This is a genomic window from Sphingobium lactosutens DS20 (assembly GCF_000445105.1).
In the GTDB taxonomy this organism is placed as follows: domain Bacteria; phylum Pseudomonadota; class Alphaproteobacteria; order Sphingomonadales; family Sphingomonadaceae; genus Sphingobium; species Sphingobium lactosutens.
Genome location: NZ_ATDP01000104.1, coordinates 27532 through 44319, shown reverse-complemented (window position 1 = coordinate 44319; position 16788 = coordinate 27532). Strand labels below are relative to the sequence as shown.

Annotated in this window: 16 protein-coding genes and 1 tRNA gene; 6 read left to right on the top strand and 11 right to left on the bottom strand. The window is 63.4% G+C overall.

The features are described from left to right. Window positions 1-28: 28 nt before the first annotated feature. Together RLDS_RS48505 and dinB are read left to right on the top strand one after the other, a co-directional pair. Window positions 29-691, top strand: coding sequence for a hypothetical protein (locus RLDS_RS48505; RefSeq protein WP_021227649.1), 663 nt, complete (start codon window positions 29-31; stop codon window positions 689-691). Between the two features lie 39 nt (window positions 692-730). Beyond that, entirely contained in the window at window positions 731-1813 is a 1083-nt protein-coding gene (dinB, locus tag RLDS_RS48500) for a DNA polymerase IV (RefSeq protein WP_021227648.1), read from the top strand. A gap of 36 nt (window positions 1814-1849) precedes the next feature. Here the strand turns inward: dinB and RLDS_RS48495 are convergent, their stop codons facing one another. Further along, window positions 1850-2677 carry a DUF1134 domain-containing protein gene (locus RLDS_RS48495; protein WP_021227647.1) on the bottom strand — a complete coding sequence of 276 codons (828 nt, stop codon included), beginning with the start codon at window positions 2675-2677 and terminating at the stop codon, window positions 1850-1852. Between the two features lie 228 nt (window positions 2678-2905). Here RLDS_RS48495 and RLDS_RS48490 point away from each other — a divergent pair. Then, window positions 2906-2997 (top strand) — tRNA-Ser (locus tag RLDS_RS48490). Between the two features lie 202 nt (window positions 2998-3199). Here RLDS_RS48490 and RLDS_RS48485 read toward each other — a convergent pair. Together RLDS_RS48485 and RLDS_RS48480 are read right to left on the bottom strand one after the other, a co-directional pair. Further along, a complete protein-coding gene (locus RLDS_RS48485; protein WP_031298796.1) occupies window positions 3200-3997 on the bottom strand; it encodes an enoyl-CoA hydratase/isomerase family protein in 798 nt (265 codons plus the stop codon). A gap of 41 nt (window positions 3998-4038) precedes the next feature. Then, window positions 4039-5046 carry a phosphotransferase gene (locus RLDS_RS48480; protein WP_236616905.1) on the bottom strand — a complete coding sequence of 336 codons (1008 nt, stop codon included), beginning with the start codon at window positions 5044-5046 and terminating at the stop codon, window positions 4039-4041. 193 nt (window positions 5047-5239) lie between these two features. Between RLDS_RS48480 and RLDS_RS48475 the strand changes: the two genes are divergently transcribed. The 3 genes from RLDS_RS48475 to RLDS_RS54715 all read left to right on the top strand — a co-directional run bounded on the left by RLDS_RS48475 (window position 5240) and on the right by RLDS_RS54715 (window position 8173). Beyond that, on the top strand, window positions 5240-6550 hold the full coding sequence (locus RLDS_RS48475) for an acyl-CoA dehydrogenase family protein (RefSeq protein WP_021227644.1): 1311 nt from the start codon (window positions 5240-5242) through the stop codon (window positions 6548-6550). Between the two features lie 83 nt (window positions 6551-6633). Continuing rightward, entirely contained in the window at window positions 6634-7416 is a 783-nt protein-coding gene (locus RLDS_RS48470; RefSeq protein ID WP_021227643.1) for an SDR family NAD(P)-dependent oxidoreductase, read from the top strand. Between the two features lie 37 nt (window positions 7417-7453). Then, window positions 7454-8173, top strand: a complete 720-nt coding sequence (locus tag RLDS_RS54715) for a GntR family transcriptional regulator (protein ID WP_021227642.1) — start codon at window positions 7454-7456, stop codon at window positions 8171-8173. Between the two features lie 42 nt (window positions 8174-8215). Here the strand turns inward: RLDS_RS54715 and RLDS_RS48460 are convergent, their stop codons facing one another. Genes RLDS_RS48460 through RLDS_RS48430 form a run of 8 tightly spaced genes read right to left on the bottom strand, consistent with a single transcriptional unit; the run spans window position 8216 to window position 16740 of the window. Then, window positions 8216-9181 carry a fumarylacetoacetate hydrolase family protein gene (locus RLDS_RS48460; RefSeq protein WP_021227641.1) on the bottom strand — a complete coding sequence of 322 codons (966 nt, stop codon included), beginning with the start codon at window positions 9179-9181 and terminating at the stop codon, window positions 8216-8218. Window positions 9182-9223: 42 nt separating this feature from the next. Beyond that, window positions 9224-9793 (bottom strand): cupin domain-containing protein, encoded by a 570-nt coding sequence (locus RLDS_RS48455; RefSeq protein ID WP_021227640.1) that lies wholly within the window; start codon window positions 9791-9793, stop codon window positions 9224-9226. A 6-nt stretch (window positions 9794-9799) separates the two neighbouring features. Beyond that, the gene (locus RLDS_RS0128710) at window positions 9800-10267 is read right to left on the bottom strand and encodes a hypothetical protein (RefSeq protein WP_021227639.1); all 468 of its coding nucleotides are present in this window, start codon (window positions 10265-10267) and stop codon (window positions 9800-9802) included. Continuing rightward, on the bottom strand, window positions 10264-11421 hold the full coding sequence (locus RLDS_RS48450) for an alpha/beta hydrolase family protein (RefSeq protein ID WP_021227638.1): 1158 nt from the start codon (window positions 11419-11421) through the stop codon (window positions 10264-10266). The genes RLDS_RS0128710 and RLDS_RS48450 overlap by 4 nt, the downstream gene beginning before the upstream one ends. Window positions 11422-11425: 4 nt before the next feature. Beyond that, a complete protein-coding gene (locus RLDS_RS48445) occupies window positions 11426-12328 on the bottom strand; it encodes a VOC family protein (RefSeq protein WP_021227637.1) in 903 nt (300 codons plus the stop codon). A gap of 11 nt (window positions 12329-12339) precedes the next feature. Next, a complete protein-coding gene (locus tag RLDS_RS48440; RefSeq protein ID WP_021227636.1) occupies window positions 12340-13455 on the bottom strand; it encodes an FAD-dependent oxidoreductase in 1116 nt (371 codons plus the stop codon). 28 nt (window positions 13456-13483) lie between these two features. Further along, window positions 13484-14452 carry an MBL fold metallo-hydrolase gene (locus RLDS_RS48435; RefSeq protein ID WP_021227635.1) on the bottom strand — a complete coding sequence of 323 codons (969 nt, stop codon included), beginning with the start codon at window positions 14450-14452 and terminating at the stop codon, window positions 13484-13486. Beyond that, window positions 14449-16740, bottom strand: coding sequence for a TonB-dependent receptor (locus RLDS_RS48430; RefSeq protein WP_031298788.1), 2292 nt, complete (start codon window positions 16738-16740; stop codon window positions 14449-14451). Before RLDS_RS48430 ends, RLDS_RS48435 begins: the two co-directional genes overlap by 4 nt. Window positions 16741-16788 lie beyond the last annotated feature (48 nt).

Genomic DNA, 16788 nt, shown 5'->3' with positions numbered 1-16788 from the left:
TTGCCGCCCGTCCCTGCGTCGATGGGCCATGCAACGCGCGCTCGCCCTTATCATGCTGATCGCTGTTGGCGGATGCCATGACGGGCCTGCGCGCCATCAGGATGGCGCGACGGTCGCGCGGATGACGGCGGCGTCTGCGGTTCCACCATTGCCAGCGTCGCAGCCCGTGCAAGCGCCGCCCGCGCCTGCGCCCGCACTTGCGCCTGAGCTGGTCGGCGCGGACGTGGCGCGCGCGCAATGGGCGCGGTCGGACGATGGCAAGAGCGGGAAGACGCCGCGTTGCGCGCCGCTGGCGCTGGCGAGCGCGGCCGGGGCCGATGGCGTGCCCCGCGCCGCCGATTTCAGCGGCGGCTGGGGCGTGGCGTTCGACCTGCCCAATCTGCGCAGCGCCTATGGCTTTGCCGGCCCTGGTGTCCTGCCCGACGACGAGACCCCGCCCGAGGCGCAGCGCATTCGGCTGGCGCGGCAATGGCCCTATATGCAGGAGCTGGACCAGCTGCCCGCCCCCTCCTTTGCCGGATATGGCCTGTCGGGCGCGGAGCCGTATCCGGAAGACAATCCCGAAGGCCATGGGCTGCAATCCATCGCCTATGTCCATGTCGGCGGCCAGACCTGCACCTATAATGTCTGGAGCCGGATCAGCCGCGCGCATTTGCAGGCGCTGCTCGGCAATCTGCGCCTGCTGGACTGACGTTTCCCTTTCGTTCCTGTCTGTGGCATGAGATGGGCCATGGACTCGCCTGCGCCGCGCAAGATCATCCATGTCGACATGGACGCCTATTATGCGTCGGTCGAACAGCGCGACGACCCGTCGCTGCGCGGCCTGCCGATCGCGGTGGGCGGCGGCGGTCCGCGCGGCGTGGTGGCGACATGCAGTTATGAGGCGCGCGCATTTGGCGTGCGATCGGCCATGCCGGGCGCGCGGGCGCGGCGGCTGTGCCCCGACCTGCTGTTCGTCAAACCCCGGTTCGAGGTATATCGCGCCGTATCGGGCCAGATTCGCGAGATTTTCGCGCGCTTCACCGACATCATCCAGCCCTTGTCGCTCGACGAAGCCTATCTGGACGTGACGGTGAACAAGCCGGGCATCGCGTCGGCCACGCGGGTCGCGCAGGAGATACGGCGGATGATTCGCGCGGAAACCGGGCTGACCGCATCGGCCGGCGTGTCCTACAACAAGCTGATCGCCAAGCTGGCGTCGGACCAGAACAAGCCCGACGGCATCTGCGTCGTCCCCCCGGCCGAGGGCGCCGCCTTCATCGCCGCCATGCCGGTGCGGCGCATCCATGGCGTGGGGCCGGTAACGGCGCGGCGGATGCAGGCGCTGGGCATCGAAACCGGCGCGGACCTGCGCGCGCGCGACCTGGCGTTCCTGCAGGCGCATTTCGGCAGCGCGGCGGATTTCTACTATCGCGCGGCGCGGGGCGAGGATGATCGGCCGGTGCGCGAACGCCAGTCGCGCAAGTCGGTGAGCGTGGAGGACACATTTTTCGACGATCTCATCGATCGCGATGCGCTGGTGACGGAGCTGGACCGGATCGCGGCCAGCCTGTGGACCCGGATCGAAAAGGCGCAGGCGTGGGGCCGCACCGTGGTGCTGAAGGTCAAGTTCGCCGATTTCCGCATCATCACCCGCTCGCGCAGCTTCGCCGCGCCGGTGCGATCAGCCGAGCAGCTGGCGCAGGCGGGGCGCGAATTGCTGCTGGCGCAATTGCCGCTGCCGCTGGGCGCGCGGCTGCTGGGGCTGGGCGTGCATAATCTGGAGGCGGAGGAGGAGAGCGAAGACGGCGCGCAGTTCGCCCTCGCCCTCTAACCCACGCCCTGTAATCCGCGCCCCATAACCCGCGCGTCAGAAAGGCAGCCAGTTCCGCTTTTCGCTGAACTTCATATAGCCGGCGTTGACGCCAAGCCGATAGCCGACACCCAGACGGATCGGGATGAGCACCACATCGCCCCAGCGCAGATAGGAGGCGGTGAAGCCGCCGACCAGATAGGCGGTGCCCTCCGCCGCCGGGAAGCGATGATAAAGGTCCTGCGTGTCGTAGAGATTATAGACGAGGACGAAGGTGTTGGAGGCATTGCCGCCAACGTCGAAGCCGATCGACGGGCCGGTCCAATAGACTTCGCGCTTGCCCTCCACCTTGTGATTGAGCGTGCCCGATCCGTAGCGCAGGCCGACGACGAACGCGCCCGACGCTTCGCGCCCGGCGATATAGGCGTTGGGCCGGCCCTGATCCTTCAGGATTTTTTCGATGATGCCGGCCAGTCCTTCCGCGCCCTTGCCGAACACGCCCTCGGCCGCGCCGATGAGGTCGTCTTCCTGATAGGATTCGCTGGGCGAAGGAGCTGCGGGCGGCGACGCCTGCGTCACCGGCGCGCCGGTGGCGGTGGTGCCTTGCGATGGCGGCGGCGCGCTGCTGACCGGCGGAGGCGCACCGGCGGGCGCATTATAGGTCGCGCCTGTGCCCTGATTGACCGTGGGGTCGACGCCAGGATCGGTCGGCGTGCTGCTGGCCGCAGGCGGCGGCGCCAGGTCCGCGTCGATGGCGGTGTTGGGGTCGATCGTGCGCACCTGCGCCGAGGCGGCGAGCGGCGTCAGCGCCATGCCGGCGACCGCCGCCACCAGTCCCGCCGCGCGCGCGAAGCGGGCGCCCATGCGCCCAGAAATGCCGATCATGCCCGAAGCTCCCCGAAAATCCGCTCTCACTATCATCCTGTAGAGTATCAGCCGCCAAGCTGAAACGACAATGAACGAACGGCCAATCGAGTCGATTCCGGGCCGGATCGAATCCCCGCCGGCGGGGGCTGCAAAAATCGTCATGCGGACCCGTTGCCATGGCGCAAACCGCTCGCTATAGGCCCTTCCCTAGCCACTGCCCGCCTTTCCCGGTGGGCAAATTCGTGCGGAGACGTGGGTGAGTGGCTGAAACCAGCGGTTTGCTAAACCGTCGTAGCCTTAAGGGGCTACCGAGGGTTCGAATCCCTCCGTCTCCGCCATTTTTCCCTGACATCCTGTCGGGGTGACAGGTTCATTGCTGTATTGTGCGAGCGGAAGTTGAGGCAGCGGGGCGCTGCTCAAGCCGAAATCCCGATCACCCCTCGCCGGCGCGGCAGACGGGGCCAGCCCCCCCTTGTCCCACCATGGCTGGCTGAAACGGAGACGCCGCCTCCGTTATGGAAACAAAGGCGGCGCAGCCAATCAGGCTCCCTTGAACACGGGTTTTCTCTTTTCCAGGAAAGCGGCGATCGCGCCTTTGGAATCAGCGTCATTTGCGCTGTTCATGATGCCCCGCACCTCCTGTTCAAGATGTGATTCCAGACCGTCGGCATAGCTGTCCAACAGGAGGTCCCGGACGCGACCAAATGCCCTTGTGGGGCCGGATGCCAGCTGCTGTACGACCCGCTGCGCCTCTTCCTTGAGCTCCAGGTCCGGAACCACGCGTGTGATCAAGCCGGACTCAAGCGCCTGCTGTGCGCTGAGCCGGGGGTTGAGGAGGATCATTTCCTGCGCCTTCCGCAGGCCTACCAGCTTTGGCAAGAGCCAGCTCGCACCGCCATCCGGCGTCAGGCCGATGCCGGTATAGGCCAGGGTGAATTGCGCGCCCTGGGCCGCGATCACAATGTCGCCGAGCATCGCCAGACTGAAACCCGCCCCCGCCGCGAAACCCTGAACCGCGACCACCAGAGGCTTGTTCATCCGCGCCAGGCGCGACACCGCTCCATGAAGATAGGCGGTTTCCATCGACACCAGTTGGGCGACCCTGTCCCCGGCCGACGCGAACCCGGAAATATCCCCTCCGGCACAGAACAACTTGCCTTCCGACGCCAGGAGCACGGCCCTGACCGTGTCATCGCAGTCGACGGCAACGGCGGCATCCAGCAATTCCCTGCTGGTATCCAGATCAAGCGCATTGCCCGCATCGGGCCGATTCATCAATATGGTCGCGACGGCGCCGTCGCGCAGGATCTGGACGCCGCTCTTGTAATCCTGGGTCATGAAAAACTCTCCGCTGTCAGGCGTGAACATATCTGTTTACGTCAGGAAGGCCGGGACGCGCTGGCGATCTGCCATCCCAGTTCGGCCAAGGGCTTGGCTCTTGCGCCCACCACAAGGCCATCGTCACTGCTGCCCTGGCCATCCAGGGCGCGTTTCCAGACCCCTTGCAGGATCGCCGCCACGCGAAAAAGGCTGAAGGCGAGATAGAAATTCCAGTGTGGCGCGGCGTCCAGTCCGGTGCGTTCACAATAAGTGCGGACATAATCCGCCTCTTCGGGAATGCCCAAGGCGGCCCGGTCAAGGTCGGCAAAGCCGCGAAACACGTCCGCGCCGACGCGCCACGACATTGCGTGATAGGCGAAGTCGGCCAAGGGATCGCCCAGGGTCGACAATTCCCAGTCCAGTAGCGCGATCACCCGAGGCTCTGTCGGATGAAAAATCATGTTGTCGAGCCGAAAATCGCCGTGGAAGATACGGGTCGGCTGTTCGGGCGGAATATGATCGGGCAGCCAGGCGATCAACCGCTCCATCGCATCGGACCTTTCGACCTCGCTGGCGCGATATTGCCGGGTCCATAGGGCGATCTGCCGCGAGAGGAAGCCGTCGCTACGGCCATATCCTTCCAGTCCGATGGCAGCTGGATCAATTGTGTGCAGGCCCGCCACGGTCCTGTTCATCGCGTCGAAAATGCCCGCACGTTCCTCTTTCGTCATTGATGGCAGGCGATGGTCATAGAAAATGCGGCCGGCCACAAACGCCATCACATAAAATTCTGCTCCGATCACATCCGCATCAGCGCAATAGGCAAGCGCTTGCGGCACCGGCACGTCGGTATCCTGCAGGGCCCGGATGATCCGATATTCCCGATCAATCGCATGCGCCTTGGGAAGCAGCGCGCCAAATGGCTTTCGTCGTAGGACATATTCGCCCGATTTTGCCGACAGACGAAATGTCGGATTCGATTGACCAAAACCGAATTTGTCGAGGCGCGCCGGACCTTCATATCCGGCTACATTCGCCTGAAGCCACGTATCAAGGCGTTCGGACACATGGCTTTCGTCGGTGGAATCAGGCCTTTTCCCAGCGATTTCGTCTTGTGCGGACATTGCTGACACATACTCCCCTACAGTTAGCCTGGCCCATCGCCTGAATTTTCCCCAAGCCATTTTGCCAGCTTGCCGGTTGCATTTTACCTGCCAGATTGTAGGACAATCCACAACGAGAAATCACGGGAGTCGGATTATGCTTCAGCCCAGCAAACGCAGCGCCGCATTGGCCGAGCGCATCAAGGCCTTCATGGCTGAGCATATTTATCCCAATGAGCGGCAAATCTATCTGGATGCGGAGCGGCTTGGCCCCTGGGCAAGCTATCCCCAGATTGAAACGCTCAAAGCCAAGGCGCGGGAGGCCGGGCTGTGGAACCTGTTCCTGCCAGCGCATGAGACACCCGATGGTCTTTCCAATGTCGATTATGCGCCCTTGTGCGAAATCATGGGCCGCAGCCTGCTGGCGGCGGAAGCCTTCAACTGCTCGGCGCCCGACACGGGCAATATGGAAACGCTGCTCCGTTACGGGTCGGAAGAACAGAAGGAACAATGGTTAAAGCCGTTGTTGAACGGCGAAATCCGTTCCGGCTTCGCCATGACCGAACCGGAGGAAGCATCGTCCGACGCGACCCGGATCGCCAGTTCGATCGTGCGCGATGGCAATGATTACATCGTGAACGGGCGCAAATGGTATACGACCAATGCCACCAACCCCGCCTGCAAGATTTTCATCTTCATGGGCCGCGTGCAGCCGGAAAGCGACGATCCCTATCGCCGCCAGTCGATGATCCTCATCCCGCGCGACACGCCTGGCGTCAGGGTGGTCCGCGCTTTGCCCGTCATGGGCTTCTATGGCGTACCCGATCGCGCGGCCGAAGTCGTGTTCGACAATGTCAGGGTGCCGGCGACGAACATGCTGCTGGGTGAAGGGCGCGGGTTTGAAATCGCGCAGGGACGGCTTGGGCCGGGGCGCATTCATCACTGCATGCGGCTTATCGGGCTGTCCGAGCGCGTGTTGGAGCGGATGTGCCGCCGGGCGGAATTGCGCACACCTTTCGGACGCCCCCTCATCGAACAGACGGTGACGCTGGAACGGATAGCCGAAGCCCGCATCATGATTGAGCAGGCACGCCTGCTGACCATGAAAGCTGCCTATATGATGGACACGGTAGGCAACAAGGAAGCCCGGCAGGAAATCGCCATGATCAAGGTGGCGGCCCCGCGGATGGCGCAGCAGATCATCGACTGGGCGATACAGATGTTCGGCGGCGGCGGGACCAGCAACGACCATTTCCTGGCCGCCGCTTTTGCCAATGCCCGACTGCTTCGGCTGGCGGACGGCCCGGACGAGGTCCATCGCAACCAGATTGCCAAGATGGAATTAAAGCGCCTCAACGGGACGGATCCCGCGCTTACCGGTGGCGATGCCACGGTGCTGACCCTCGCCGAAGCTGAACATATGAACCGCGACAGCCTCTGGCCCAAGCCGGCTGGCTTTGATGCATGACGATGGCGCTGGCAGGTCGTCGCGTCAGCGCATCGGCCGTGTCATTGTCCAGCCGCCGCGCTTGTTAGAGGACCGTTACCCCTATGCCATCTCTCACCCCTGATCTGGCCGGAAAAGGCGCCATCGTCACCGGTTCATCCCGCGGTATCGGCAAGGCGATTGCGCAAACCCTTGCGGCCAACGGAGCGAATGTCATCATTTCGTCCCGGACGCAGGAGGCCTGTGATGCGGTAGCGCAGGAGATCAACGGCCGGGAAGGCGGGCGCGCTACGGCCATTGCCGCCTCGATCGGGTCGAAGGAGGATATCGAATCCCTGGTTGCCGCTGCCCGCGAGGCATTGGGCACGATCGACATTCTGGTCTGCAACGCCGCGTCGAACCCCTATTACGGACCGATGCGGTCCATATCCGACGGGCAATTCGAGAAGATATTGCGCAACAACCTTCTGTCGACGCATTGGCTGTCGGCGATGGTTTCCGAGGAGATGATGGACCGGGGTTGGGGGTCGATCATCGTCGTTTCCTCCATCGGCGGGTTGCGCAGTTCAACCACCATCGGGGCGTATAATATTTCCAAGGCCGCTGATTTCCAGCTGGTCCGCAATCTTGCGGCGGAATATGGGCCGCACGGCGTCCGCGTCAACGCCATCGCACCGGGCCTTATCCGCACCGATTTTGCCAAAGCCCTGTGGGAAGACGAGGACAATCTCGCGCGGGCGCTTTCGGGCACGCCGCTGGGGCGGATCGGCGAACCCGATGATGTTGCCGGCGCGGCCCTGTTTCTTGCCAGCGACATGGCGCGTTATATCACCGGGCAGACGATCATTGTTGATGGCGGGGCGACTGTGACGGTAGGCGGCCTTTGAAACCGGGATTTCATCATTGGCACCAGCGGAGCAGAATGTGATCGACGCCCCTGACGGCAGCCAGACCCTGTCCCGGATCGCGGCTGACGAGCAAGGCAGGGCGCAAAGTGGCAGCGCGCGCGACTGGGTCGTCCGGGACATTATCCAGGGATTATATGACGGTCGCTACGAGCCGGGGCAGCGGCTGCAGGAATCGCAGTTGACAGCGGCTTACGGACTGAGCCGCGGGCCGGTGCGCGAAGCGCTCAACATGTTGACGGCCATGGGCGTCGTCGAACTGACGCCCCAGCGTGGGGCGCAGGTGCGAGTGCTGCGTATCGACGAAGCGATCGATACGCTGGTCGTCGCACAAAATCTGTTGGGATTATCGGCTCGGCTTGCTGCGTCCAGATCCGCCGGACATCAGGGGCGGGGCCGGCTTGAACATTGTCTCAATACGCTTTTGTCCTTCAGCGGCACCATCAGCCAGGCTGAATTCGCCGTTGCCCGTGACAGTTTCTATGGCGCCATCACTGCGATCGCCGGCAATAGCGAATTGAGCCGGGTTCTGCCGACGGTGCGCATCCATCTTATTCGCGTGCAGTTCGGGTCCGTGCTCAATGCGCAAGGCCCCAGTTGGCGCAACGACTATTGCCGGATTGCGCGGGAAATTCTGGATGGCCGCGCCAGGCAGGCGGAGGCCGCCATCCAGGCGCATCTTGGGCGGGCCATAGATGGTCTGGCGTTCCTGAAGGAAGACAGCGCCCCGCTGCCATGACGATGGCGGGGATGGCGGATTGTGGCCGCCCCCCCCACAGCGTTATACCGATGCGGCGCAGACCGTCTGGTCGATCACGCCAAACAGCGCCTCGTCATCATTTGCCAGCATCCGGACGCGGTCGCCGAACCGGAGGAAGCCGGTGGAGGGCTTCCCATCCGCGATCATCTCGATCGCGCGGCGCTCGGCAATGCAGGTCGACCCGACGCTGGCATAATCGCTGTTCGATACGGTTCCCGACCCGATGATTGTGCCCGCGCACAGGGAGCGCGTGCGCGCCGCATGGGCGATCAATTCATGAAATCCATATGCCATCGCCGCGCCGTTGGGATGACCGAACCACGCGCCGTTCACCTCCACCCGCAGCGGCAGGCAGACGCGGCCATCGCGCCAGCCATCCCCCAATTCGTCGGGGGTCAGGGCGAAAGGCGCGATCGAACAGGCGGGTTTGGCCTGAATCCAGCCAAATCCCGTCTTCATTTCCGCCGGCGCGACCGCGCGCAGGGACCAGTCGTTCAGCAACAGGACCAGTTTGATATGGCCCATGGCCTGATCCGCCGGGCAACCCATCGGCACATCGTCGGTGACGATGGCAAACTCCCCTTCAAAATCGATATAATCATCTTCGGTCGGAAAGGGGACATCGGCCACAGCGCTCAGAAACTGATGGCTAAGGCCCTGATACATCAACGGCTTGTCCGTTTCGATCGGCGGCAGGTTGAACGCCGTCTGCATGAGATCGCCATGATTGGGGAAGGCGGACCCGTCGAGCCATTGCCAGCTGCGCGGCAAGGGAGCCAGCAACGACGCGGCATCAATGGCTTCCCCCTGCCCTTCTGCCAGGCTGTTCGCCAGAGCGCGCGCCTCTTCCAGGAACAGGGGCCATTGGGTCAGAGCGGCGAGGAGCGTGGGCCAGCGCGGCCCGGCCGGAAGCCCGCGACGGCCATCCTGGCTCATCACAAGCAATTCGCCATCGGGAGTGCCATTGTGGCGGGTGGCAAAGCGCATTCGTCAATCCTTATCAATCATGATGCATGGCCGCCCGAAAGGTCAGGGCTGCACGTCGGGCTGGAAGGCGCCATCGATCAGGATGAAGGCGATGCGGCAGTTCCGGTCGGAACGGTTTGCCCAGCCATGGTTGGTGCCGCGCTGAATGACGATGTCGCCGGCCCGCACCGTGGTTTCGCCTTCGTCCATGATGAGGACCAGTTCACCCTCCAGCACGATGCCGTAATCAATGGTTTCGGTGCGATGCATCAGCGCGTGGCGCGATCCTTCGCCATGATGGGCGGATGCGCTGCCGGCGCCCACCTCCGCAAAATGCGCCTGCGCCTCTTCCGGCGTCATCGAGCGGATGCCATCGCCTTCAGGCGGGATGTCGAGAATGCGGATGCGGGTGCCGCCCTTGGGCGGGGCCAGGATGATGCCCGATTCGGCCGGTTCCCCCGATGCGGCATCGATGGGCGCGGGCGTCGCCTGCGTGTTCCAGACTTCGTGGAAGATCGGGCCGATATCGCCGCCGATCCGCTGCACGCGCGGAACGGCGCCATCTTCCTGGATGATGGCGCGGCCGGCGGCGTCATGGCCGGTCACGACGCGGCGAACAGGGGTATAGTCCATGAAAGATCAATCCTTTGCGATGGGAAAAGGGCGCAGCATATGGTGCAGCATGCGCCGCGTGACGAGCGCGCCGAGCAGGGCGCCATAGCCGACCTTGATGAGCAAGGCAGTCACGGGGTTGAGCGAGACGAGCCCGCTCATCGTCCACAACCATGCCACCGCACCGCCAAGCAGCGCGGCAAGCACGGCGCAGGCCAGCGCCAGCCTCACCAGCCCCATGCCGGTGTGGCGCAGGCTCGCGCCCAGCCGCCCACTCCTGATCGCACGGCGGGCCATCAGCGCCGGGACGAGGCAGGCCATCAGCGCGACGGGCGCGCTTTGCGGCACGAAATCGGCCGCAAAGCCGGTCCAGCCGCGAACCGGCACGACGCCATCCAGCCCGAACAACCCGAAGAAGAAGGCTGCGCTGATGGCGCCGCTGATGACCGCGCTGACCACCGTTTCCCGTGCGATGTGGGCGGCAAGGCTGCTCACCCCGTTACGCCATCCAGTGTTTCTGCGAACCAGTCGGCGATGAGGTCGCGGCCATAGGACATATTATCCGCGCCGACATGCTCCACCCCGCCCTCACGCGCGGTGAAGATCACCTTTTCGCGGCGCGGCGAGTTGACAAGCTGGTCATACAGGTCGTCGGCATAGGACAGGCTGATTTGCCGATCGTTCGCGCCATGGGTGACGAGGAAGGGCACCTTGATCCGGTCCATATGGCCGTTCAGGTTCATGTCCTGGGACTTGGCGAGGAAGTCGTCCTGATCGCTCGCGCCGAAAGCCCAGTGAACATGCGCCCAATAATGCGGGACCGGATTTTCGCCCTCGCGCGCCATGCGCTTGTCCTGCACCTCGCGCCAATTGTGGTTGGCGCCCCATACCGCCCCGGAGGCGAAGCGCGGTTCATAGGCAACGGCGCGCGGCGCGAAATGGCCGCCCAGCGAAATGCCGGTCATGCCGATGCGCTTGGGATCGACATCGCTCTGCTGCTCCAGCCAGTCTACCGCCTTGCTGGCCCAGCTTTCGCTGTGCGGATCGACGGGAAGGTTCTGAAGGCGCAGCGTTTCGCCCGCCCCCGGCTGATCGACGCACAGCGTGGATACGCCGCGCCGCGCGAGCGCTTCGGGCAGGCCCGACCAATAGAGCAGTTCCTTGCAGCTATCGAGGCCGTTGCAATAGACGACGACGGGCTTGGGACCATCGCCAGGCGCGCGGGTGAACAGCGCGGGCATGGTGCCGTTCGCCAGCGGGATTTCCACCCGATCCCGGTTGATCTTGCCCAGAGCCGTGGAACGGTCGAAGGCATCGCGCGCCTTGGCGTAGGTTTCCTTGCGGCCGGGCGCGCCATGGCCCTGCATCCGTTCGGCGACAAACAGGTAAAGCGCCGCGCGCTCCAGCTTGTTCGACGCGGAAAAGGCGCGGCCCTTGGCTTCGTCCTCGGCCGCCAGTTCCAGCAGCTTTGCGCCCATGGCCGCCCATGCCTGCATGAATTGCGGCGTGCCGGCGTCTCCGCCATTGGCGGCAGCGTCCTTGATCGGCTGGCACATATCGACGATCTCGCCGATCCGCCCGCCGCTTTCCATCGCGATCGCGACCGACAGGTTCCAGATATAGTTGGGGAAATATTCAAATAGCGCCACGGGCTTAAACCTCCACCGCCTGGAACAGGCCCTTGTCGGCCTCCGGATGCGGCATGGTCTGCGGGCCGCCTACGCCAACGCCCCACTGATCCATGACCTTGGGGCCGGGCACATGCACCTTGGCCTCATGCGTTTCGAAATCCACTTCCTCCAGTTCCGACGTATATTCGACCGCAAAGCCCGCCGGCGTCGTGAAATAGCTGAACGTGTTGTTGCCCGCCGTATGCCGACCGGGACCCCAGCGGATATCGGTGCCCTTCTGGCGCAGGCGATTGATGCCGACCATCATGTCATCGACGCTCAGCATGTCGTAGGCGACATGGTTGAGGCAGGGCGGTCCGGGCAGCACAGCCAGGCGGTGATGCGCCGAATTGCAGCGCAGGAACCCCATGAAATCGCCAAGCCAGTCCGAAATCTTGAAACCCAGCACGTCGCAGAACCAATCCGCCAGCGCCTTATGATCGGGCGAATGCAGCACGATATGGCTGATTTTCTGCGGGATGCCCTCCCAGCGTTCGAGCTGGCGCGGGACGCGGACATGGACGTCGCACGACACTTCAAACGGCAGGCCATCGGGTGAAAAGAAGCGGAAACCATAGCCGCCGCCCAGCGTGTCGAGATCCTTGGGTGCGAAGATGATCTTGCAGCCCGATGCCGCAACCTTGTCGTGCAGCGCGTCGACATCAGCGCGGGTGTCGGCCGCCAGCGCGATCACGTCGATCCGCTGTTCATCGGCCTGGCGCAGCCGAACGACATAATTTTCCGCGCCGCCATCGGCCGCGAAATAGACCATTCCGTCCTTTTCGCCCGCTTCCACCAGTTTCCACTGGTCGGCATAGAATGCGCGCTCCGCCTCCAGATCGGGCAAGGCATAGCCCACATAACGAATTTCCGTAACACGGCTCATGACAGATTCCTTCAGATAGGCTGGGAAACCATCGCGAACATTTCCGCGGTGGCCTTGTGATTGTCGACGGCCGGCCCCTTGCCGAGCTGGCCCATGCAGATGGCGAGCGATTGTTCGACGATATAGCGGCACCGCTCGTAACGCCGATCGCGATAGGCGGTGAAGGCGGCTTCGGGCGTATCCGCCTTCGCCAGTTCTTCCGCCAGCACGATGCTGTCTTCGATCGCCATCCCGGCGCCCTGCCCCAGATGCGGCGTGGTCGCATGCAGCGCATCGCCGAGCAGGACGACGCGCCCCTTGTGCCATGGTCCATGCACCATCAGCGCTTCGAGCGGGCGGTAGACGACGCCGTCATTGTCGGTGATGTCTTCGCCCAGCGCGCGAATGGCCGGGGAGCAATTCGCGATCTTCTCCCGCATCGTCGCTGCCAGATTGTCACGGTCATACCAGGGATTTCCCGGTTCCGGCGTGGTCACGAACATATACATGAGATCGTTGGAGATCGGCACCAGCCCGACCCCGATCGGCCCGTTATAGGCCTGGAGCGAATCCATGCCCTCGCGACGGGGCAGATTGTAGCGCCACACCGACTGGCCGGTGAATTCGGGCTTGGGCGCGTCGGGGAAAATCGTGGAGCGGGTCTGCGAATAGACGCCGTCGGCGCCGATCACGATGTCGAACCGTCCGCTCGACCCGTCGGAAAATTCGACAGCGACGCCATCGCCCTGATCATTGATGCTGGTCGCTGTCACGCCCAGCTTGACGGTCGCGCCGGCTGCAATCGTGCGATCACCCAGCACCTTGTGCAGCGCAGGGCGGCCCACGCCCATATTGGCAGGATAGCCTTCCACGAGCCTGGGCGACGGCACGCGCGCCACCTTGGTGCCATCGGGGGCGAAGACTTCGACCGTGTCAAAGCCCGCGCCGGCGGCGACATATTCATCGAGCAGGTCGAGATGATGCATGGCGCGCAGGACATTGGACTGCTGAATGATGCCGACGCCATAGACCGACCAGTTGGGGTCGCGTTCGATGACGGTGACGTCAAAACCGTGTCGGCGCAGCGCGATGGCGGACGTCAGGCCGCCAATGCCGCCGCCGATAATCAGGATAGTAGCCTTTTCCATGAGGGATGCGTCTTCCAGAACGAGAGGATTAAAAGCGGTCCAGATCCTTGGCGATCGTGACCGGCCCCTTGAAGCTTTGGTGAATGGTCGATTGATAGGCGTTCAGCCGGCTGTCGTTGGGCGCGCCGCCCGCCAGATGCGTGACCACGACTGCCTTCACCCCGGCGCGTGCGGCCAGTTCCCCGACCGCCTGCGGCGTAAGGTGATGCGTGGTAAGATGCTGGGTCATGGTCGCCTTGACCGCGGCTGGCATGTTGGGACTGACATGCGCCACACGGTCCAGCGTAGCGTCGATGTCGATCATTTCGCTTACCAGCAGATCAGCGTCCTTCGCCAGCGCCTCCACCTTGGCGCTAGGTCCTGTGTCGCCAGTATAGGCAATCGAACGGTCCGGCATATCAAAGCGATAAGCGTAGGATTTGAAGGCCTTGTCCTCCGCGCTGCCGGGCGGGAAGTCATAATGGGTGTTTTGCGCCACGCGGACCGTGAAGTCATCGACGCCGATGGTCTGGCCGTCAGCCAGTTCGACAACCTTGACCAGGCTTTCAGGCGGCGCCCAAGGCCTGCCGACGATGCCATAGCCAGCCTTCGCCGAAGGCTGGAGCGCGGCGACAAGGCCAGCAACCATCTCCTGTGTTCCAGGCGGCCCGTAAATCGTCAGAACCTCACGCGCTTCGGTCTGGTTGCGCAGCCCCAATATGGCGGACACGCCGCCGACATGGTCGACATGCAGATGGCTTATGAAAAGCGCGCGCACCCTGTTCAGCGGGATGCCGGCGCGACCCAGTTGCTCGACCGCGCCATCGCCAGCATCCACCAGATAGACGCGATCCCCCCGCACGATCGCGTTGGCCGGTTGCGACCGCTGGCCATCGGGCACCGGACCACCCATGGTGCCCAGGGTGATGAACTGCGACGCTACGGGCGCGGTCGCCGCCTGCGCTGGCAGCGATGCGGACAGCAGCAAGGCGACGACCAGACGAACAGTGCGGATCACAGGCTGAACCCCAGGCGCACGCCATAGGTGCGGGGCGGGCGCAATGTGCCCACCGGAAAATCGAGAATGGGACGCGTGCCGGCGCGGGCGAGCACTTCCTTATCCTCGATATTATTGATGAAGGCGGTCACGTTCCATTTTTCCTGCGGGCCTTGCAGGGTCAGGAAGGCGTCGGACATCATGAAGCTGCCCTGCTTTTCTTCTGGACGGAAATTGGCGTTCATGAACCGGCTGCTTTCGATGTTGGAGCGCACGCCAGCGGTCAGCGCCATGTCGCCGCCCAGTTGGAAACTGTGCTGATAACCGATGTTGAGCGCCCATTTGGGTGAATTGACGGTCGGCTTGCCCGAACAGTCGATGTCGTAGAAGCGCGCGCTGTTGATGCCGGGATTGGCAAGCCTGGAACCCGTAACCGTGCAGCCAGTGCTGACCGGTGCGCCGGTGGGCGAGAAGTTGGCGGTCTGAAGGCTCTTATATTTGCCGTTCAGATATTGCAGGTTGGCGGTGAAAAGGTCGTCGCGGGTGGGCGCGAAGCGCGCGTCGATTTCCGCGCCGTAAATGCGCGACTTGCCCGCATTGGTGGTGAGCGACCCTTGCGCGAAAATGCCGTCCCCGGTCTGCACGCCGCCGACGAACGTCACCTGCTGATCCTTGTAGTTCCAGTAAAAGGCTTCGATGTTGAGTTGCAGCTTGTTGCCGAAGAACCGATTTTTGGCGCCCAGCGTGTAGGCCGTCAGCGTTTCGGGCGCGAAGCTGTTATTGGGCGGGGACGCTACGAAAAAGCCGCCCGATTTGAAGCCGGTCGCGACATTGGCATAGAGCAGGGAAGCTGGCCCCGCGTCATATTCCACGCCCGCCTTCCAGGTGAATTTGGTGAAGGTCAGGTCGCCGGTGATCGGCGCGCCGAGCGGCGGATCAACCTGCCTTGGCAAGCCGCCCGACACCGATGCGGTCAGTTGCGACTTGTCTTCGCGCGTGTAGCGGCCACCGCCGATCAGGCGCAGGCTGTCGGTAAGATCGAAGGTGAGCTGGCCAAAGGCGGCCAGGCTCTGCGTCTTGAGCAACGGCGCGAAGCGCGTCGTCGACAACCGGCCCTGCCGGAAATAATTCAGCGTATCCTGCTCTTCGTTGAAGAAGAAAGCGCCCAGCACATAGCGCAGCCGTTGATCATTGGCCGACGTCAGTCGCGCTTCCAGCGACATCTGTTCCGCGTCATCCCGGATTTCGCCGCGGAAGCCGGGAAGATAGGTGCGGAAGTTCGCCTTTGACTTGCGCCATGCGGGAATGACGGTGAGCGTGGCGAAATCCATATCGCCTTCGATCTGCGCGCTCAGGCCGTAGAATTTATTGTCCAGATATCCGTCCGTCCCGGCATTCTCTATGCAGCCGCTCGCGATGAACCCGCCAGCGCAGAAGGGCGGCGCGAACAGGGTCGAGGCATAGCCGTTGATCGCCGCGATGGCGCGCGGATCGGACACGCTGACGCGGTCTTCCAGCGAAGGAACGGCAAAGCTGCCATTGGGCAGCAGCACCGCGCCAGCGCCCTTGCCGCCCTGGTGATAAAAATCGCCGACAAAGGTGATCGACCACAGATCCGAAGGCTTCAGCAGGAAGGAAGCGCGAACGGCCTCGCCCTTGTCGTCGTCATAGCCATCGGAAATATAGCCGTCACGGTCGACAATCTGGCCCGCGACGCGCAGGGCGGCCGTGTCGCCGATCGGCACGTTGACGGCCAGAAACCCCTTCTTGCTGTCATAATTGCCATATTCGGCGATCCCCTCGGCCGAAAAACGGCCAAGCACCGGCTTTTTGGGCAGCACGTTGATCGCGCCGCCGGTCGCGTTGCGGCCATAAAGCGTGCCTTGCGGCCCCTTGACCACCTCGACCCGTTCCAGGTCGTAGAAAACGCCGGCAGGCGCGGTCGGGCGACCGACATAGACGCCGTTGAAATTGAAGGCGATGGCGTTTTCGGAAAAGCTGTTCTGCGAATTGGTCCCGACGCCGCGCAGGAAGAAACTGGTCGTGCCACCTGTCGGCTGGACCACCAGCGCGGGCACCAGCTTGCCAAGATTGGCCGTTTCGGTGATGCCGGAACGGACCAGATCGCCGCCCGTTACAGCCGTCACCGCGATCGCGGCCTTTTGCAGGCTTTCCTCCCGGCGCTGTGCGGTCACGATGATTTCGGTGAGGCCGCCATTGTCCGCCTGAGCATCCTCCGCCTGAGCGCTGGCCCCCTGCGGGACAAAGAAACCGCTCAACATCGTGGCACCCAATATAATCCGTTTCATTCAGGTCCTCCCATCTGATCTGTGTCAGTTGAGACAGGAGGTGACATG